The following is a 16646-nucleotide window of genomic DNA, read 5'->3' on the forward strand; positions in this document are numbered from 1 at the left end:
ACCGCCTCAACTGGCCTCGGCGCCGTGCCCGCCGCCGCGCGTCACCACCTCGACCGACTGCACGCCTTCCAGCGTCTCGAGCCGCCGCACGAAATTGCCGATGTCGGCCGAGGACACGCGCACCAGCTGCACCGTGATGTCGTCGAGCTCACCGCCCGGTCGCACCGCGACCAGGAAACGCCGCAACCGCGCGGGCTGCAGCTCGAGCCCCTGCTCCAGCGACTCCGGGCTCACCGCGCCGTGTGTCGCGACCACGCGCAGCCGGCAGCTCTGGCTGCGCGCGCGGTAGGCCTCTTCCAGCGGCTTGATGCCCGCGAGGATCACCAGGATGATCACGGTGGAGGCGGCGGCCGGAAAGTACAGCCCGCCGCCGACCGCGAGCCCGATCGCGGCCACGGTCCAGATGCTCGCGGCGGTCGTGAGCCCGCGCACGATCTCCCCGCGCGCGAGGATCGCGCCAGCACCGAGGAAGCCGATGCCCGACACCACCTGCGCGGCCGCGCGCGACGGATCGAGCACCACGTGCTCGCCGCGCAGGCTGTCCGCGAAGCCATAGGCCGACACCAGCATGAAGAGGCAGGCACCCACGCTCACCAGCATGTGCGTGCGGATGCCCGCGGCCCACAGCAATCGCTCGCGCTCCAGGCCGACGAGGCTGCCGAGCGCGGCCGCGACGAACAGGCGCAGCAGCGTCTCGCCATGGGACAGAAGAACGTTGCCGTGCAGCATGGACAGGGCCGGCGTCATTCGGTGAAGTTGTCCTTGATCAGGTCCACCACGTCCGATGAGCGCCCGCCGAGCACCGCCTTGGCGGAATACAGCATCGTGCCCGCGACCTGGCTGAACTCCACCTTCGGCGGCATCACCAGTTCCGTGCGGTTGACCTTCACGTCGAGCAGCGCCGGCCCGGGGTGCGCGAGGAAGGCGCGCACGGCATCGGGCAGCTGCTCGGCACGCTCCACCTTCTGCCCGTAGAAGCCGATCACCTCCGCCAGCCGCGCGAAGTCGGGGTTCAGCAGGTCGGTGTAGTTGTCGAGCAGCCCCTCGACCTTCTGCTCGAGCTCCACGAAGTTCAGGCTCGCGTTGTTGTAGACCACGACCTTGATCGGCAGCTTCTCCTGCACGGCCGTCATCAGGTCGCCCAGCAGCATCGCGATGCCGCCGTCGCCCGACAGCGAGATCACCTGCCGGCCCGGGAAGGCTTTCTGCGCGCCCAGCGCCTGCGGCATGGCGTTGGCCATGGTCCCGTGCAGCAGGCTCACGAGCGTGCGGCGGCGCCCGTTCATCGTGAGGTGGCGCAGCGACCACACCATCGGGCTGCCGCCATCGGCGGTGAAGACGGCATCGTCGGCCGCCAGTTCGTCGATCACGCGCGTGAGGTGCTGCGGATGGATCAGCCCCGCCTTGCCGGGCCGCTCGTCGCGGCGCAGCGTCTCCAGCGAAGCCTTGCGATGGCGCAGGCAGTCGTCGAGAAAGCTTCGGTCGGCGCGCTCCTCGAGCAGGGGAATCAGCGCCTCGACCGTGTGCGCGATGTCGCCCACCAGCCCCAGCGCCACCGGATGGCGGCGCCCGAGATGGCTGCCGTCGACGTCGATCTGCAGGATGGTCGCCTTGGCCGGATAGAACTGGCTCCATGCGAAGTCGGCGCCCAGCAGCAGCAGCGTGTCGCACTCCTGCAGCGCGCGGTAGCCCGATTCCACGCCGAAGATGCCGGTCATGCCCATGTTGAAGGGGTTGTCGTACTCCACGAAATCCTTGGCGCGCGAGGTGTGGGCGATCGGCGCCTTCAGGCACTGGCCGAGCGCCAGCAGCATCTCGTGCGCGCCCTCGCAGCCATGGCCCGCATAGATCGCGATCTTCTTTCCCTTGCCGATCAGGGCCGCCAGCTGCGCGAGTTCGGCATCGTTGGGCCGGATCACCGGCGCGGCGCGGTGCACCGAGAAGCCCAGGCCCTCCTTCACCTCGGTCTGCGCGATGTCGCTCGGCAAAATGACGACGGCCACGCCGCGGCGCGACAACGCCGCCTGCGCGGCCAGCGCCACCACGCGCTGCGCCTGCTCGGCCGACTGCACCTGTTCGCAGAAGACGCTGCAGCCCGCATAGAGCGACTTGAAGTCCACCTCCTGCGGAAACTCCATGCCGAGCTCGGCCGTCACGATCTGGCTCGCGATCAGCACCACCGGCGCGCGGTTGCGGTTCGACTCGAAGACGCCGTTGATGAAGTGCAGCCCGCCCGGCCCGCACGAACCCGCGCACAGGCTCAGCTCGCCCGTCAGGTACGACTCCGCGCCGGCGGCGAAGGCGGCCGCTTCCTCGTGGCGCACATGCACCCATTCGATCTCGCTGCGGCGGATCGCGTCGGTCACGTGGTTCAGCGTGTCGCCGACGATCCCGTAGCAACGTCTGGCGCCGGCCTTCTGCAGGGTTTCGATGACGAGGTCGGCGACTTTCTTGTGGGCCATGCGGAGCTTCCTTTGCGACAAAGACAAGAGGCTACGCACCCGCCTCGCGCGGCCCGTGGGCAGCGGTCGAAACCATGGGTAGGATTTCGCCGCGCAGGCAGAATGCGCCAAACATCCGCAAAGCCCGACGGCGGCGAGCACCCGCCCCGTCGCGAGACGACCCACCCGATGCAATCGACCGGAACCCTGCGCGGCATCGCCGCGATGCTGCTGGCCTGCGCCTTCTTCGGCTGCATGGACGCGCTGCTCAAGACCCTGGCCGGCCACTATCCGCCGGCGCAGGTGATGGCGCTGCGCGGCCTGACGGCGCTGCCCCTGGTCTGCCTCTACGTCGCGTGGCGCCGCGAGGCGGCCGGGGTCTTCAACCGCCGGTTGCGCTGGCGCCTGCACCTGCTGCGCGCCGCGCTGAACATGGCGATGCTCGTGCTCTTCGTCCATGGCCTCAAGACGCTGGGTCTGGCCGAGGCCTACACGCTGACCTTCATCGCGCCGCTGCTGATGGTGCTGATCGCCGTGCCGATGCTCGGCGAATCGATCCACGCGCGGCACTGGATCGCCATCGGGCTGGGCTTCGCGGGCGTGGTGATCGCGCTGCGGCCCGAGCAGGGCGCCTTCCTCTCGGCGGGCGCCATCGCGATCCTGGTGGCCGCGGTCTGCTATGCGCTGTCGAACATGCTGGGCCGGCTCATCAGCCGCACCGAGCCGAGCGCCGCGCTGGTGTTCTGGACCACCGTCGGCATGGCCCTGGGCGGCAGCCTGCTGGCGGCGCCGCAATGGGTGCCGATCCGCGCCGAGCACGCATGGATGCTCGCGGGCCTCGCCCTCAGCGGCTTCCTCGGGCAACTGGCGATCGCCGAGGCGTTCCGCCATGGCCAGGCCGCCGCCATCGCGCCCTTCGAGTACAGCGCGCTGGCCTGGGCCATCCTGCTCGACTGGCTGTTCTGGCAGGCCGTGCCCGATGCCTGGACCCTGGGCGGCGGCGCGCTGATCGTCGCGAGCGGCCTGTGGCTGGCGCGCAGCGAAGCATCGCGATCGGCCCGGAACAAGCAGCAGCCGGCGGCTTCCGCGACGCGCCCCTCGTCATGAGCGCGCCGGCAGCGCGGCGCTCGCAACCCCCTCGGTCCGGTGCCCGGCGATCCGGCGGCCGGCCATGTGCGAGGTGAAGATCGCGAGCATGAAGACGCCCACGCTCAGCAGGCTCAGGTAGTGGGCGCCGAGCAGATGGATGCCCACGGCGCCCAGGATGCCGGCCGTCGTCACGCCGAGGTAGGTCGCCGCGGTATTGAGGCCGAGCAGCACCGGCGCGATGGGCGGCGCGATATTGACGAGCCGATACTGCTGCGGCCCCTGGATGCCCCACCCTGTCGCCCCCCAGATCGCGACGGCCACGACGGCGGGCCCTAGCGAGGCGCTGGTCCAGGGCAGGAAGGCCATGTCCACCGCCTGGGCCGCCAGCACCACGAACATGACCTTCGTCGGACTGGTCCTGTCGAGCACGCGCGCCAGCGCGATGTTGGTGAGCGTGCCGCTGGCGCCCCAGACCACCAGCAGCGCACCGAACACCAGCGCGTTGACCAGCACGCGATCGAACACGACCGAGAAGTAGACGTAGACCAGGAAGTTGCCCGCCATGCCCAGGTAGGTGGTCAGCAGGGTCCAGCCGATGCGCGAATCCTTCAGCGGCGCCAGGCGCGCCCTGAGACCGATCCGCGGCGTCAGCGGCACCTGCCTGAGCAGCACCAGGATGCCCAGGCCCGCCGCCAGCCCCACGGCCGAGACGAAGTACATCGTCCAGCGCCAGTCGCCGAGCCCCCCGAGCACGGTGCCGATCGGCGAGCCCAGCGCCGTGGCCGCCGTCAGGCCCGCGACGATCACGGCGATCGCCTGGCCGCGGCGGTTCGGCGCCACGATGCTCGCGCCCGTCCCGGTCGCGGTCGGGGAGTACATGGCCGCGCCCAGTCCGGCGAACACGCGCGACACCAGCGCGACCGCGAAGCTGGGCGCGAGCGCCGTGGCGAGGTTCGCGAGCACGAAGATGCCGAGCCCCGCCAGCATCAGCTGCTTGCGCGGGACGTTGCCCGCGACGGCGGCGATCGTCGGCGCCAGCAGCGCATAGGCGATCGCATAGAGCGTCGTCAACTGGCCGGCCACTGCGATGTCGACGTCGAAGCTGTGCGCCAGTTGCGGCAGGATGCCGGCCATCACGAAGGTGTCCGTGCCGAGCGCGAACATCCCGAGGGCCAGCACCAGCAATCGCTTGTCCATGGCTTTTCCTTCAGCGCGATGCAAGGAAGAGCTGCTGCACCTCGGCGAACGGCTTCGCGTCGGCCGAGAGCGGATCGGAGTGGCCGGTCTCGAGGAAGCCCCGGGCGGCGCGCTCGGCCTGCCCCCATACCAGTTGCGGGATCGCGGAGCCCGCGCTCAGGCGCCGCACGCCGAGCTTGTAGAGCGCGGCCGCACCGGGCAGGCCACCCCAGGCCATGACGTTCAGCGGCAGCCGCGTGGCGAGGGCGACGTCCTCGATCTCCGTCGGCTCGCGCAGGCCCGGCACGAACAGGCCATCGGCACCCGCGGCCGAGTACAGCGTCGCGCGCCGGATCGTCTCCTCCACGCGCTCCGAGGGCTCCGCGAGCCCGGCGAGGACGACGTCGGTGCGCGCGTTCACGAACAGGTCGGCGTTCGTCCGGTGCAGGAAGGCCCGGATCGCCTCGATCTTGGCCGCCAGGATCGCCGGGGCGTCCCGTCCGTCCTCGATGTTGATGCCCATCACGCCGAGGTCGAGCAGCCGCTGCACGAGATCGACGACGGCCTTCGGGTCGTCCGAATAGCCGTTCTCGATGTCGACCGACAGCGGCACCGTGAGCACCCTGGCGATCCTCGCGACCGCACCGACGGCTTCGTCGACCGGCAGCGCCCGGCCATCCGCATGGCCCAGCGACCAGGCGAGCCCCGCGCTGGTGGTGGCGATGGCCGCGGCACCGGCGTGCTCGAACAGCCGGGCCGAGGCAGCGTCCCAGGCATTGGGCAGAACCAGCGGCGTGGCGGCGCGGTGAAGCTGGCGGAAATGCGCGACCGTGTTTCTCGCCGGGTCGAGGTGGGGGGAAGTCAATGCGTGCTCCTGAAGTGGGGCCCCTCGCGGGGTGACAGGCATGGATCTTCGGTCTAAACTTCGATGGCGTTAAGGTCAGGTTTCCGTCTTTTTGCGCCATGGGCTCGCCCTGTGCGCACCGTGCAACGAGGTGTCGGATGATTCGTGTCGGCGTGGTGATCTATCCCGGTTTTCAGCTGCTCACCCTGGCAGTGGTCTCGGTGTTCGAGTACGCCAACATGTCGCTGGCCGAGCCGCTGTATGTCCACACCCTGCTGTCCGAGCACGGCGGGCCGGTCCGGTCCTCGTGCGGCGTGGAGGTCGGCACGGTGCCGTTCGGCAACGCGCGCTACGACACCGTGCTGGTGGTCGGCGATACCGTCGTGACCGAGGGCTCCCCCGCCATGCTGGCCTTCCTGCGCAAGTCGGCGCGCCGTTCGCGGCGCATGGGGGCGGCCTGTACCGGCGCCTTCAACCTCGCGCAGGCCGGGCTGCTCGACGGCAAGCGCGCGACCACCCACTGGGCCCACGTGCTCAAGATGCGGCGCCATCACCCGGAGGTGCTGCTCGAGGAGGACAGCATCTTCGTGCAGGACGGCAGCGTCTGGACCTCGGCCGGCGCCACCGCCTGCATCGACCTCGGCCTGGCCCTGGTCGAGGAGGACTGCGGCGCCGATGTCGCCAAGCTGGTGGCGAAGCGCATGGTCGTGTACCACCGGCGCACCGGCGGCCAGTCGCAGCATTCCGCGCTGCTCGAGCTGCGACCGCGCACCGACCGCATCCAGAAGGCACTCACCTATGCGAAGAGCCATCTGACGAACGAGCTCTCGCTCGAGGAGCTCGCCGAGGCCGCCAGCCTCAGCCCGCGCCAGTTCGGCCGCGTGTTCAGGGAGGAGACCGGCCAGACGCCCGCCAAGGCGATCGAGCGGCTGCGCACCGAGACCGCGCGGCTGATGATCGAGTCGCAGCTGCTGCCGATCGAGACCGTGGCGCGCGACACCGGCTTCGGCGACCCCGACCGCATGCGCCGGGCCTTCCTGCGGGCCTATGGGCAGCCGCCGCAGGTCATTCGCCGGGCCAATCGGTCGGAGGCGCGGCGCGCCTGAGGCAGGCATGCCGCCGCGCGTCTCAGTCGAAGGTCCGCGCCACGAACGACGACTTGTTCGTGATCGACCAGCGGCCCTCGACCTCGTGCATCACGAAGTGATCGTTGAACAGCTTCTGGCCGATCCGCACCTTCACGATGGCCGTCGAGAGGCTGTCCGAGATGTGCGCCATCGAGAGGATCGCCTCCTCGCGCGGCGAATCCGTCGAACCGGGGCTCGGCCTCCCGCGGATGAGCGCCGCATAGTCGGTCGACGACAGGGTCTGCAGCTCGCCGTCCTGAAGCCACTGGACGAGGCAGCTCGGGTGGAAGACCTGGTGGAAGTCGCGGCTCTTCGGCTCGTAGGCGAGATGGAAATAGTCGTCGATCAGGGCGGCGACGGCTTGGGTCTGGGTCATTGCGAAATCTCTTCAAGGGATGGAAGCTTCGTATGGTGAAAGCTCCTCCCCTTCCCCGCTACCGCGAATCGGGCATCGCTGCCATTACAGGAACACATGGATCATGGAAGACCTCGATGGAGGACTCGTAGGCGGGTTGCTGGTGCTGGCCGCGGTCGCCGACTGCAAGAGCTTCAGTGGTGCCGCCTCGCGCCTGGGCCGGACACAGCCCGCGGTGAGCCGCGCCATCCAGCGGCTGGAAGACCGGCTGCGCGCGAAGCTCGTGCATCGCACCAGCCGGCAGGTCGAAGTGACGGATGCGGGGCACGCGTTGCTGGCGAAGGTGCTGCCCTTGCTTCAGGGCATCGAGGAGGCGACGGTCGGTGCGTCGGCTCAGACCTCGGTCGTCGACGGAACGCTGCGCGTGGCCTGCGATGCGGTGTTCGCCCGCCTCGTGCTGGCGCCGGAGCTGGCCGAGTTCCTCCAGCGCCACCCCGCGCTCCAACTGAAGCTGGAGACGCGCAACGATCTCCCGGACCTGGTGAGCGACGGATTCGATCTCGCCATCCGGTTCGGAGCGCCGTCGGTGTCGACGCTGGTCTGCCGCAGGCTCTACAGCCCGCGGATCCTGACCGTGGCCGCGCCCGCCTACCTCGCGCAACGCGGCCGGCCGGCGTCGCCGCAGGATCTGGTCGATGGCGGCCATGAATGCATCCATGCCATCGACCCGTCCACCGGCCGGCTCTTCGACTGGGAGTTCTGGCGCGGCGACGAGAAGCTGAAGGTGGCCGTGCGCGGCAGCCTGACGGTCACCGATGCGGGCACCAAGATCGGCGCCTGCCTCGCGGGCTACGGCATCGCGCAGGTGATCGACCTCGGCATCGAAGCGCACCTGCGCGCGGGCACGCTGGTGCCGGTGCTGACGGACTGGCCCGACGAGACCTTCCCGCTCTATGTCTACTACCCGGGCAGGGAGCACGTTCCGGCCAAGGTCAGGGCGTTCATCGACTTCGTCGCGCGCATGATGCCCGGGCCACAATCCGAGGGACACGCAGCCTGCCGGCAACGCGCTTGAGCAGGCACCGCGCGACCTTTGCCAGCCACCGCCCCGCAGGCGTGTGTCCGACAACGCAATCGCCGCGCACCGACACCGCGCGCCGCTTCGCCTGCACAAGCTGCGGCGCTTCAACGTCCAGGAGCAGCAGCATGCAACGTTTCATCGATCGTGTCGTCATCGTCACGGGCGCCGGTTCCGGCATCGGCGAGGCCACGGCCCGTCGTTTCTCGCAGGAGGGCGCCAGCGTCGTGCTCGCGGGCGACACCAAGGCCAAACTCGAGCGCGTCGCCGCCGACCTGCCGCCGGAGCGCACGCTGGTCAAGGTCACCGACGTGTCGAACTACAAGCAGGTGCAGGCGCTGGTGGCCGCCACCATCAAGCGCTTCGGCGCGCTGCACGTGCTGTTCAACAACGCGGGCATCGCGGTCGAGGGCAGCGTGACCGAGGCACCCTTCGACGGCTGGGCCAAGACCATGGCGACCAACGTCGGCGGCGTGTTCCACGGTTGCCGCGCGGCCATGCCGCACCTGATCGCGAGCCGCGGCTGCATCGTCAACACCGGCTCGGTCTCGGGGCTCGGCGGCGATTGGGCGCTCGGCTTCTACAACGCCTCGAAGGGCGCGATCGTCAACTTCACCAAGGCCCTCGCGCTCGACCATGGCAAGGACGGCGTGCGCGTCAACGCCGTCTGCCCGAGCCTGACCTTCACGCCGATGACCGAGGACATGAAGGGCGACCGCAAGCTGATGGCGAAATTCCGCGAGCGCATTCCGCTGGGGCGCGGGGCCGAGCCCTCGGAGATCGCGGCGGTCGTGGCCTTCCTGGCGAGCGACGACGCGAGCTTCGTCTCGGGCGTGGCGCTGCCGGTGGACGGCGGACTCATGGCCTCGAACGGGCAGCCCAACATGGCCTGAGGCGGCGCGCTCGCGGGATGCGTCATTCCTGCGTGGCGATGCGCTGCAGGCCTACGCGATGCGGGCAACCCCGAACCGAGTGTCATGGCTCCCACGAAACCCAACCAGGAGCCCCACATGACCACCAAACGCGCCGAACCCGATGCCTGCAGCCTGCTCGATACCGACCACAAGAACGTGAAGAAGCTGTTCACGGCCTACGACGAACTCGTCGGCTCGAAGGCCGCGAGCGCGAGCGCGAAGAAGCGCCAGCTGGCGCAGCAGATCTGCGCCGAACTCACGGTGCACACCCAGATCGAGGAAGAGATCTTCTATCCGGCGGTGCGCGAAGCGATCAAGGAAACCGACCTGCTCGACGAGGCCGAGGTCGAGCACGCCAGCGCCAAGGACCTGATCGCCCAGATCCAGGACGCCGAGGAGATCGACGAGATGTTCGATGCCAAGGTCAAGGTGCTGGGCGAATACATCGACCACCACGTCAAGGAAGAGCGCAACGAGATGTTCCCCAAGGCACGCGCGGCTAAGGGCCTGGACCTCGTGACGATGCGCGAGCTGATGGCGGCGCGCAAGGAAGAACTGATGGCCGAACTCACGGCGGCGGCTTGAGTCGTCGCGCCCTGGATCGAGCCCGCCGCGTGCGGGCTTAATCCGGGCGCTTGGCCTTCGAGAGGGCGGCCCTGCCCTCCGGCGTCACCCGAAAGATGATCGAGGGGGCCTGGGTCAATGGAACACCCGGCGGCGGAAGCCGCGCCTCGATCAGGCCCGCGGCCTCGAGAACGATGGCGTTGCGGATGTCGGCCTCTTCATGAAGCGCGAGCGGAAACTGCGAATCCTCGATACGGCGTAAAAAATCCATCGGCATGGGGAGACCTCCGACGGGCGCGGATGATAGCCAAGACCGCGGGGCTTGCGCCATGTCATTTCACTATCGAGGGTCCGGGAATGGACTCCGCGCGCGTTCCGGCCTTGGGCCCCCGGCTCGACCGCGCGGGTCGGCGGCCTTGCGCTTCCCCGAGGATGCCCGGTTGCTGACGCTGCGCGCGCGTCAACGCCGAGAGCCCTTCGGCGGTCACTTCGAGCACGATGGCGCGCGGAATGTAGAACTCGCCCGTTCGCTCCCGCAGCGGCCGATCGAAGGTCGCGCGCACCAGGCCCGCGGCCTCCAGCGAGAGCAGCTGTTCGATCTCGTCGCGCGAGGTGGACTCGGCCGGCAGCCGCCGCTGCCAGAAGGTGGCCAGCAGCTTCATGCTGACGAGCACCCGCTGCTGCCGGTCGCTGAGGGTCTTCGCACGCATTCCTGCCACCTCCTGATCGAAGTCGAATCCTGGCCCCGTGGGCCAAGTTATCGGCCGCGCGCGGCGCGGCAGGCGTAGGCGCGTTTCCGGTTCCCGCGACGTCCAGGCGCCCTGCGCATGCCGGGGCCGTCGGTGCGCCACGACGAGCTGGCGCGGCGGGCACCTACACGGCGCCCCGGGCCCGAGCCCCACCGTGAGGCATCGATCAGTCAACCAACCCACCCAGGAGCTACACCATGACCACCGCATCCATCACCAGCGACGAAGTCCTGTCGATCCTCAACGACCTGCTCGAGAACTCGCGCGACGGCGAATACGGATTCCGCGCCTGCGCCGACGAAGTCGAAGACACGCAGGTCAAGCAGGTCTTCGAGAACCGCGCGGTCCAATGCGCCGCGGCCGCCGAAGAGCTGGCCACCCTGATCCGCGCGCTCGGCGGCAAGGCGGACCAGGGCGGCAGCGTCAGCGGCGCGCTGCACCGCGGCTGGGTTCATGTGAAGGGCACGCTGGGTGCCGACAGCGCCCTGTCGATGCTCGAGGAGTGCGAACGCGGCGAGGACTCGGCCGTCGCGCGCTACCGCAAGGCGCTGAAGAACGACCTGCCCGCCGAAGTGCTCGCCGTCGTGCAGCGACAGGCCGACGGTGCCCAGCGCAACCATGACCAGATCCGCGACCTGCGCGACCAGTACAAGGCCAAGGGCTGAGCATGGCCACGCGCAAGCCCATGTCGCCCGTGAACATCGAGCAGAACCGCGAGGTCGGCATCGACACGCCGCTGGACGGCAGCCGCATGGGCCGCGAGGCCGGCAAGCCTTCGGGCGATCCGGGCGAGCGCGGCCACGATGCGCCTCCGCCCGGCACCGAGGGCGCCAAGCCGCCCGCACAGACCCGGCGCAACGGCGAGAAGGCCTAGCCAGTGGCGGGCGCCTTCGCTGCTCATCGAGTCAATCCCTCAGGAGGTCCCATGACAGACGATCCCAAGAAGACCGCGCTCGATCGCAAGCTCATCGCGCTGCACGAACCCCATGAAGTCCGTTCGTGGACCCAGAGCCTGGGCTGCACCGAGACCCAGCTTCGCGACGCGGTGAAGGCCGTCGGCAATTCGGCCGACGAGGTCCGCCAGTACCTGGCCGAGAAACTCAAATGAAGCGTCTTCGGCGGCGCGAGGACCTCGCGCGGCAGCCCCATCCCGGTCCCGGCCAGCGCTCGACGAAGTGAACGACGCGGCGAGCTTCGAGACCTACGAACACCCGGCCGGCGGCTGGGGTTCGCTGAAGGCGGTGGGCAGCATCCTGCTGCGCGAGCACATTCCCATCCTGGGCGCGCGGGCCCTGCTCCAGCAGAACAAGCCCGATGGCTTCGCCTGCGTGAGCTGTGCCTGGGCCAAGCCCGGCCATCCGCGCACGGCCGAGTTCTGCGAGAACGGCGCCAAGGCCACGGCCTGGGAACTCACGGCCAAGCGCATGCCGCCGGCCTTCTTCGAGCAGCACACGGTCACGCAACTGCTCGGCTGGAGCGACCACGAACTCGAAGCCGGCGGCCGTCTCACGCGGCCGATGCGCTGGGACGCCGCGAGCGACCGCTACCTCGAAATCTCGTGGGACGACGCCTTCGCGGAGATCGGCGCCGAGCTGCGCGCGCTGCGCCGCGAGGATCCGGCCTCGGTGGTGTTCTATGCCTCGGGCCGCGCCTCGCTCGAGACCAGCTACCTTTACCAGCTGCTGGCGCGCCTGTACGGCAACAACAACCTGCCCGACAGCTCGAACATGTGCCACGAGACCACCTCGGTGGCGCTGCCCGAGACCATCGGCGTGCCCGTGGGCACGGTGCGGCTCGACGACTTCGAACATTGCGACGCGATCTTCATCTTCGGCCACAACACCGGCGTGAGCAGCCCGCGCATGCTGCACCAGCTGCAGGAAGCCCGCCAGCGCGGCGCGAAGATCGTGACCTTCAATCCGCTGCGCGAACCCGGGCTGGTGCACTTCGCGAATCCGCAGTCGCCGGTGCAGATGCTCACGCCCGCCGAGACGCAGCTCAGCACCCAGTACCTGCAGGTGCGCAACGGCGGCGACCTCGCGGCGCTCGCGGGCCTGTGCAAGGCGCTGGTGGTGGCCGATGACGCGGCGCTCGCGGCCGGCGCACCTCGCGTGCTCGATGCCGACTTTCTCGCCGCGCACACCGAGGGCTTCGAGAATTTCGTGGCCTGGCTGCGCGAGGTCTCATGGACCGTCATCGCCGCGGAATCGGGCCTGACGCGCGAGGCGCTCGAACAGGCCGCCACCACCTTCGCCGAGTCGCGCGCCGTAATCGGCATCTACGGCATGGGCCTGACCCAGCATGTGGAGGGCGTCGCGAACGTGCAGATGGTGTCGAACCTGCTGCTGCTCGGCGGCCATATCGGCCGCCCTGGCGCGGGCATTTGCCCGGTGCGCGGCCATTCGAACGTGCAGGGCCAGCGCACCGTGGGCATCACCGAGAAGCCCGAGCTCGCGCCGCTCGACGCGATGGCGAAGCTCTACCGCTTCGAGCCGCCGCGCGAGAAGGGCCTCAACACGGTGGAGGCCTGTCGCGGCGTGCTCGACGGCTCGGTGCGCGCCTTCGTCGCGCTCGGCGGCAACTTCACGCGCGCCGTGCCCGACACCGACCGCATCGAGCCCGCATGGAAGAAGCTGCGGCTCACGGTCAACATCGCCACCAAGCTCAACCGCAGCCATCTGGTGCACGGCGAGGTGTCGTACCTGCTGCCCTGCCTGGGCCGCATCGAGATCGACCGCCAGGCGGGCGGCGAGCAGTCGGTGTCGGTCGAGGACTCCACCGGCGTGATGCATGCGTCGCGCGGCGTGGCCGAGCCCGCCGCCCACACGCTGCGTTCCGAGGTCGCGATCGTCGCGCGCATCGCGCTTGCCACCTTGCCGCCGAACCCGGCCGTGCCCTGGGAGGCCTGGGCCGAGAACTATGCGCGCATCCGCGAGCACATCGCGCAGGTGCTGCCCGAGGTGTTCCACGACTTCAATGCCCGGCTCGAAGATCCGGCGGGCTTTCCTCGGCCGCTGCCCGCGCGCGAGCGCGTGTGGAAGACGAAGAACGGCAAGGCCAACTTCAAGGGCTACGGCCTGTTGCGCGAGGGCGCGGCGCCATCGCAGCAGGTGCTGCGGCTCATGACCCTGCGCAGCGACGACCAGTTCAACACCTCCATCTACAGCCTCGACGACCGCTTCCGCGGCATCCACGGCACGCGCCGCGTGCTGCTGATGAACGCGCGCGACATGGCGCGGCTGGCGCTGGCCGAGGGCGACATGGTCGATGTGAACGCCGAAGGGTTCGAGGACGCCGAGCGCCGGGTGACGGGCCTGCGCGTCACGCCCTACGACCTGCCCGAGGGCTGCGTGGGCGGCTACTACCCGGAGTGCAATCCGCTGATTCCGCTCGAGCACTTCGCGCGCCAGAGCATGGTGCCCGCGGCGAAGGCGATTCCCGTGCGCGTGGCGCGCAGCCCGGTCGCCTGAACGCCGCGGCCGGCGTCATCGTCAGTCCTTGCCGGTGGCGTCGGTGCGCTCCGCATTGGTGGTGCTGCGCGAGCCCTTGAGGTGGAGTTCGATGTCCGAGGCATTCGGGCCGACGGCACGAATGGCCTCCTCGACCTGCTCGACGGTGGCGTCCAGCTTGCGGGCGAGTTGCGCGACGTCCGCGGCGGATTTGGCATCGATCTTCGGCGAGGCATCGTTGTGAAGGGTCATGAAAGTGCTCCGGAAATCGGGTTGTAAACAAAGGCGCGGGCCAGCGCCGCAAAGCTGCGACGACCGCGCGGCCACCGGTCTTCAGGACCCGGACCGGGCCTTCACCTCGGCCTCCGCGTCCAGCCAGTCCTGCTCGGCATTGCCCTCGGTCTTTCCGCGGCGCTCGTAGGCGGCATAGGCGGCTTCGCGGATCGCCTGTTCCCGGTCGGTCTCGCCGGTTTCCTTCGGCGCGGCCGCCGCGGCGTCGTCCAGGCCTTCGGTGAGCGAATCGACCGGTGGGTTCGCGCCACCCGCCGGCGCGACCAGGGGCTGGTCGCCGCCATTCTTCGAACTTGCCATCTGAGGCTCCTTGCAGTGTTGGGTTCGATGGACGGTAAGCCGGCCAGCCGGCGGCTCCGTCTCTTCTTTGCGAACAATCTCGTAGGAGCAGGTCGCCCCCGCGCCGACATGCCGTCGGCGGCGCGCGCGCCGCGGGCGCAGGCGCACTCCTGCAAGAGGATGCGCGCGAGGATGTCGCGGGCAGGCCGCCTGCGCACGCACGCTGCGACGGATCGCAGGAGCACTCGCCCATATGTCAGATATCCAGCCTTTCCCACGCCCCCACCCTCGAGAGGACGACGATGGCCCCGTGGGCGGCATGCCCAACACCGCCACCGTCGCCTATGCCGGCAAGTCGCTCTGGCTCGCGCGCTTCGATCGCTTCGCCAGCCGCGTCACGCGCTGGGCCGGCACGCCGACCGCCTTCTGCGTCGCCCTGATGGCGGTGGCCGCCTGGGCGCTGTGCGGGCCGCTGTTCAAGTTCTCGGAGAACTGGCAGCTGGTGATCAACACCGGCACGACGATCGTGACCTTCCTCATGGTGTTCCTGATCCAGCAGAGCCAGAACAAGGACAGCGTGGCCGTGCACCTCAAGCTCGACGAACTGCTCGCCACCAGCCAGCGCGCGAGCAACCGCATGATCGGCATCGAGGCGCTCGACGAGCAGGAGCTGCAGCGCGTGGCCGCGTTCTATGCCCGTCTCGCGGAACGCGCCAAGGCCGGCAACCTCACGTCCGAGGCCGCGCAGAAGGTGGCGATGGGCAGGGACATGGCCAAGTGCGCGGGACGGTCGGAGCCCGCGGCGCGCCCCTGAGAACTTCCCCCTTTTCTTCCCTTGACATCCACAGAGGACCCGCCATGACCGATCCCCGCGAAGCAGGCCCCAGGCCGCCCTTCTCGACCCCCCAGCAGCAACCGCCCGGCCTCGAATCCGAGATGTCGCCGCGTCCCGACTTCGGCGAGAACTCCTACGTGGGCGCCGGCAAGCTGCTGGGCAAGGCCGCCCTGATCACCGGCGGCGACAGCGGCATCGGCCGCGCCGTCGCGCTGGCCTTCGCGCGCGAAGGCGCGGACGTGGTGATCTCGTACCTGGCCGAAGAGGACTCCGATGCGGAGCTTACCCGCGGCCTGGTCGAGGGCGCCGGGCGCCGGTGCGTGCTCGCGCCCGGCGACATCCGCGAGGAGGCGCAGTGCCAGGCCCTCGTGGCCACCACGCTCGAGCACTTCGGGCGCATCGACGTGCTGGTGAACAACGCCGCCTTCCAGATGTCGCACAAGTCGCTCGAGCAGATCAGCGCCGAGGAGTTCGACCGCACTTTCCGCACCAACGTCTACGCGAACTTCTACCTCTGCAAGGCCGCGGTGCCCCATATGAAGCCCGGCAGCTCGATCATCAGCACCGCCTCGGTCAATGCCGACAAGCCCAATGCCACGCTGGTGGCCTATGCCGCGACCAAGGGCGCGATCCAGAACCTCTCGGGCGGCATGGCGCAACTGCTTGCCGACAAGGGCATCCGCGTGAACTGCGTGGCGCCGGGGCCGTTCTGGACCCCGCTAATTCCCTCGACCCTGCCGGCCGGCAATGTCAGGGAGTTCGGCACGCAGACGCCGATGAAGCGACCGGGCCAGCCGCGTGAGCTGCAGGCGGTCTACGTGCTGCTGGCCTCCGACGAGGGCAGCTACATCTCCGGCGCGACGATTCCCGTGACCGGCGGCGTGCCCTTCCTCTGAAGCCTAGGCCGCGCAACGCGCGAGCGGCAGGTGCAGCAGCGCCTGGCGTAGCGTGGTGTCGACCCGCCGCAGCGACAGGCCGTGGCGCACCGCGACTTCCTCGCGCGTGAGTTCGTGCACCCGCAGCGCCACCAGGATGTGCTGGTGACGCAGCGGCAACACGCGCATCGCGCGCTCCACGGCCTGGAGGTCGGAGCGCGCCTCGGCGATCAGCTCCGGTCCGGGCGACTGGTCCGCCAGGTGCTCGAGCGTTTCCTGCGCGCCGTCCGCCCCCTGCCATGGACGCTCCGCGCGCAGCCGGTCCATGGCCGCGTTGCAGGCGACGCGGTAGACATAGGCCAGCGGGCTCTGCACGCCCGCGAAGGCCGTGCCGGCCAGCCGCAGCCAGGCATCGTGCAGGCTTTCGCTGGCCGCGTCCGCACTGCCCAGGTGGCGTGCGAGCCGGCGGTGCAGCTGCGCGTAGTTCGTCACCAGCAGCGCCTGGAAGTCCGGCGACGGCGCACGGTCGATCCCTGCGGCATCGCCGCAGGACACGGACATCGGCGAGTTCATGGCGGGT

At 69.6% G+C, this 16646-nt stretch carries 21 protein-coding genes; 11 read left to right on the top strand and 10 right to left on the bottom strand.

Annotation, left to right across the window (positions count from 1 at the left end; translation table 11 throughout):
• Positions 1-6: 6 nt before the first annotated feature.
• Positions 7-729, bottom strand: a complete 723-nt coding sequence (locus AC07PU_RS03355) for an MgtC/SapB family protein (protein WP_431514642.1) — start codon at positions 727-729, stop codon at positions 7-9.
• Between the two features lie 14 nt (positions 730-743).
• Positions 744-2462 carry a thiamine pyrophosphate-dependent enzyme gene (locus tag AC07PU_RS03360; protein WP_495315219.1) on the bottom strand — a complete coding sequence of 573 codons (1719 nt, stop codon included), beginning with the start codon at positions 2460-2462 and terminating at the stop codon, positions 744-746.
• A 168-nt stretch (positions 2463-2630) separates the two neighbouring features.
• Between AC07PU_RS03360 and AC07PU_RS03365 the strand changes: the two genes are divergently transcribed.
• Entirely contained in the window at positions 2631-3548 is a 918-nt protein-coding gene (locus tag AC07PU_RS03365) for a DMT family transporter (protein WP_495315221.1), read from the top strand.
• Here the strand turns inward: AC07PU_RS03365 and AC07PU_RS03370 are convergent.
• Together AC07PU_RS03370 and AC07PU_RS03375 are read right to left on the bottom strand one after the other, a co-directional pair.
• Entirely contained in the window at positions 3543-4727 is a 1185-nt protein-coding gene (locus tag AC07PU_RS03370; protein WP_495315223.1) for an MFS transporter, read from the bottom strand. The two genes, AC07PU_RS03365 and AC07PU_RS03370, sit on opposite strands and share 6 nt — an antisense overlap.
• Positions 4728-4737: 10 nt before the next feature.
• Positions 4738-5571, bottom strand: coding sequence for an isocitrate lyase/PEP mutase family protein (locus AC07PU_RS03375; protein WP_495315225.1), 834 nt, complete (start codon positions 5569-5571; stop codon positions 4738-4740).
• A 137-nt stretch (positions 5572-5708) separates the two neighbouring features.
• On the opposite strand from AC07PU_RS03375, the gene AC07PU_RS03380 reads away from it, so the two are divergent.
• Positions 5709-6656 (top strand): GlxA family transcriptional regulator, encoded by a 948-nt coding sequence (locus AC07PU_RS03380; RefSeq protein WP_495315227.1) that lies wholly within the window; start codon positions 5709-5711, stop codon positions 6654-6656.
• A 22-nt stretch (positions 6657-6678) separates the two neighbouring features.
• Here the strand turns inward: AC07PU_RS03380 and AC07PU_RS03385 are convergent, their stop codons facing one another.
• Entirely contained in the window at positions 6679-7053 is a 375-nt protein-coding gene (locus tag AC07PU_RS03385; protein WP_495315230.1) for a nuclear transport factor 2 family protein, read from the bottom strand.
• Between the two features lie 103 nt (positions 7054-7156).
• Here AC07PU_RS03385 and AC07PU_RS03390 point away from each other — a divergent pair, with 103 nt between their 5' ends.
• The 3 genes from AC07PU_RS03390 to AC07PU_RS03400 all read left to right on the top strand — a co-directional run bounded on the left by AC07PU_RS03390 (position 7157) and on the right by AC07PU_RS03400 (position 9609).
• Positions 7157-8107, top strand: coding sequence for a LysR family transcriptional regulator (locus AC07PU_RS03390; protein WP_208513439.1), 951 nt, complete (start codon positions 7157-7159; stop codon positions 8105-8107).
• 131 nt (positions 8108-8238) lie between these two features.
• The gene (gene budC / locus AC07PU_RS03395) at positions 8239-9003 is read left to right on the top strand and encodes a meso-2,3-butanediol dehydrogenase (RefSeq protein WP_495315232.1); all 765 of its coding nucleotides are present in this window, start codon (positions 8239-8241) and stop codon (positions 9001-9003) included.
• Positions 9004-9120: 117 nt separating this feature from the next.
• The gene (locus AC07PU_RS03400; protein WP_495315233.1) at positions 9121-9609 is read left to right on the top strand and encodes a hemerythrin domain-containing protein; all 489 of its coding nucleotides are present in this window, start codon (positions 9121-9123) and stop codon (positions 9607-9609) included.
• Positions 9610-9646: 37 nt separating this feature from the next.
• Here AC07PU_RS03400 and AC07PU_RS03405 read toward each other — a convergent pair whose 3' ends face one another.
• On the bottom strand, positions 9647-9865 hold the full coding sequence (locus AC07PU_RS03405) for a hypothetical protein (protein ID WP_208513436.1): 219 nt from the start codon (positions 9863-9865) through the stop codon (positions 9647-9649).
• Between the two features lie 55 nt (positions 9866-9920).
• Positions 9921-10298 carry a hypothetical protein gene (locus tag AC07PU_RS03410; protein WP_495315236.1) on the bottom strand — a complete coding sequence of 126 codons (378 nt, stop codon included), beginning with the start codon at positions 10296-10298 and terminating at the stop codon, positions 9921-9923.
• 236 nt (positions 10299-10534) lie between these two features.
• Here AC07PU_RS03410 and AC07PU_RS03415 point away from each other — a divergent pair, with 236 nt between their 5' ends.
• The 4 genes from AC07PU_RS03415 to AC07PU_RS03430 all read left to right on the top strand — a co-directional run bounded on the left by AC07PU_RS03415 (position 10535) and on the right by AC07PU_RS03430 (position 13807).
• Entirely contained in the window at positions 10535-11002 is a 468-nt protein-coding gene (locus AC07PU_RS03415) for a ferritin-like domain-containing protein (protein ID WP_093349562.1), read from the top strand.
• Between the two features lie 2 nt (positions 11003-11004).
• On the top strand, positions 11005-11211 hold the full coding sequence (locus AC07PU_RS03420) for a hypothetical protein (protein ID WP_093349564.1): 207 nt from the start codon (positions 11005-11007) through the stop codon (positions 11209-11211).
• A 51-nt stretch (positions 11212-11262) separates the two neighbouring features.
• The gene (locus AC07PU_RS03425; protein WP_093349567.1) at positions 11263-11445 is read left to right on the top strand and encodes a DUF3606 domain-containing protein; all 183 of its coding nucleotides are present in this window, start codon (positions 11263-11265) and stop codon (positions 11443-11445) included.
• Between the two features lie 67 nt (positions 11446-11512).
• A complete protein-coding gene (locus tag AC07PU_RS03430) occupies positions 11513-13807 on the top strand; it encodes an FdhF/YdeP family oxidoreductase (RefSeq protein ID WP_495315240.1) in 2295 nt (764 codons plus the stop codon).
• Between the two features lie 21 nt (positions 13808-13828).
• Here AC07PU_RS03430 and AC07PU_RS03435 read toward each other — a convergent pair whose 3' ends face one another.
• Entirely contained in the window at positions 13829-14038 is a 210-nt protein-coding gene (locus AC07PU_RS03435; RefSeq protein ID WP_093349572.1) for a DUF3606 domain-containing protein, read from the bottom strand.
• A gap of 81 nt (positions 14039-14119) precedes the next feature.
• Positions 14120-14377: a DUF2934 domain-containing protein gene (locus AC07PU_RS03440; protein WP_177239467.1), complete on the bottom strand. Its 258-nt coding sequence runs from the start codon at positions 14375-14377 to the stop codon at positions 14120-14122.
• Between the two features lie 298 nt (positions 14378-14675).
• Between AC07PU_RS03440 and AC07PU_RS03445 the strand changes: the two genes are divergently transcribed.
• On the top strand, positions 14676-15170 hold the full coding sequence (locus AC07PU_RS03445) for a low affinity iron permease family protein (RefSeq protein WP_495315243.1): 495 nt from the start codon (positions 14676-14678) through the stop codon (positions 15168-15170).
• Between the two features lie 44 nt (positions 15171-15214).
• Positions 15215-16087, top strand: coding sequence for an SDR family oxidoreductase (locus tag AC07PU_RS03450; RefSeq protein ID WP_495315245.1), 873 nt, complete (start codon positions 15215-15217; stop codon positions 16085-16087).
• 3 nt (positions 16088-16090) lie between these two features.
• Here AC07PU_RS03450 and AC07PU_RS03455 read toward each other — a convergent pair whose 3' ends face one another.
• A complete protein-coding gene (locus AC07PU_RS03455; protein WP_495315247.1) occupies positions 16091-16639 on the bottom strand; it encodes an RNA polymerase sigma factor in 549 nt (182 codons plus the stop codon).
• Positions 16640-16646: the final 7 nt, after the last annotated feature.

This window comes from Variovorax sp. GW821-FHT10D07 (assembly GCF_059415325.1).

Coding starts and splice junctions, on each gene's coding strand:
- budC (WP_495315232.1), top strand. CDS start 8,239: ATGCAACGTTTCATCGATCGTGTCGTCATCGTCACGGGCGCCGGTTCC.
- AC07PU_RS03360 (WP_495315219.1), bottom strand. CDS start 2,462: ATGGCCCACAAGAAAGTCGCCGACCTCGTCATCGAAACCCTGCAGAAG.
- AC07PU_RS03425 (WP_093349567.1), top strand. CDS start 11,263: ATGACAGACGATCCCAAGAAGACCGCGCTCGATCGCAAGCTCATCGCG.
- AC07PU_RS03405 (WP_208513436.1), bottom strand. CDS start 9,865: ATGCCGATGGATTTTTTACGCCGTATCGAGGATTCGCAGTTTCCGCTC.
- AC07PU_RS03440 (WP_177239467.1), bottom strand. CDS start 14,377: ATGGCAAGTTCGAAGAATGGCGGCGACCAGCCCCTGGTCGCGCCGGCG.
- AC07PU_RS03420 (WP_093349564.1), top strand. CDS start 11,005: ATGGCCACGCGCAAGCCCATGTCGCCCGTGAACATCGAGCAGAACCGC.
- AC07PU_RS03400 (WP_495315233.1), top strand. CDS start 9,121: ATGACCACCAAACGCGCCGAACCCGATGCCTGCAGCCTGCTCGATACC.
- AC07PU_RS03355 (WP_431514642.1), bottom strand. CDS start 729: ATGCTGCACGGCAACGTTCTTCTGTCCCATGGCGAGACGCTGCTGCGC.
- AC07PU_RS03390 (WP_208513439.1), top strand. CDS start 7,157: ATGGAAGACCTCGATGGAGGACTCGTAGGCGGGTTGCTGGTGCTGGCC.
- AC07PU_RS03410 (WP_495315236.1), bottom strand. CDS start 10,298: ATGCGTGCGAAGACCCTCAGCGACCGGCAGCAGCGGGTGCTCGTCAGC.
- AC07PU_RS03415 (WP_093349562.1), top strand. CDS start 10,535: ATGACCACCGCATCCATCACCAGCGACGAAGTCCTGTCGATCCTCAAC.
- AC07PU_RS03450 (WP_495315245.1), top strand. CDS start 15,215: ATGACCGATCCCCGCGAAGCAGGCCCCAGGCCGCCCTTCTCGACCCCC.
- AC07PU_RS03365 (WP_495315221.1), top strand. CDS start 2,631: ATGCAATCGACCGGAACCCTGCGCGGCATCGCCGCGATGCTGCTGGCC.
- AC07PU_RS03455 (WP_495315247.1), bottom strand. CDS start 16,639: ATGAACTCGCCGATGTCCGTGTCCTGCGGCGATGCCGCAGGGATCGAC.
- AC07PU_RS03370 (WP_495315223.1), bottom strand. CDS start 4,727: ATGGACAAGCGATTGCTGGTGCTGGCCCTCGGGATGTTCGCGCTCGGC.
- AC07PU_RS03445 (WP_495315243.1), top strand. CDS start 14,676: ATGCCCAACACCGCCACCGTCGCCTATGCCGGCAAGTCGCTCTGGCTC.
- AC07PU_RS03435 (WP_093349572.1), bottom strand. CDS start 14,038: ATGACCCTTCACAACGATGCCTCGCCGAAGATCGATGCCAAATCCGCC.
- AC07PU_RS03385 (WP_495315230.1), bottom strand. CDS start 7,053: ATGACCCAGACCCAAGCCGTCGCCGCCCTGATCGACGACTATTTCCAT.
- AC07PU_RS03380 (WP_495315227.1), top strand. CDS start 5,709: ATGATTCGTGTCGGCGTGGTGATCTATCCCGGTTTTCAGCTGCTCACC.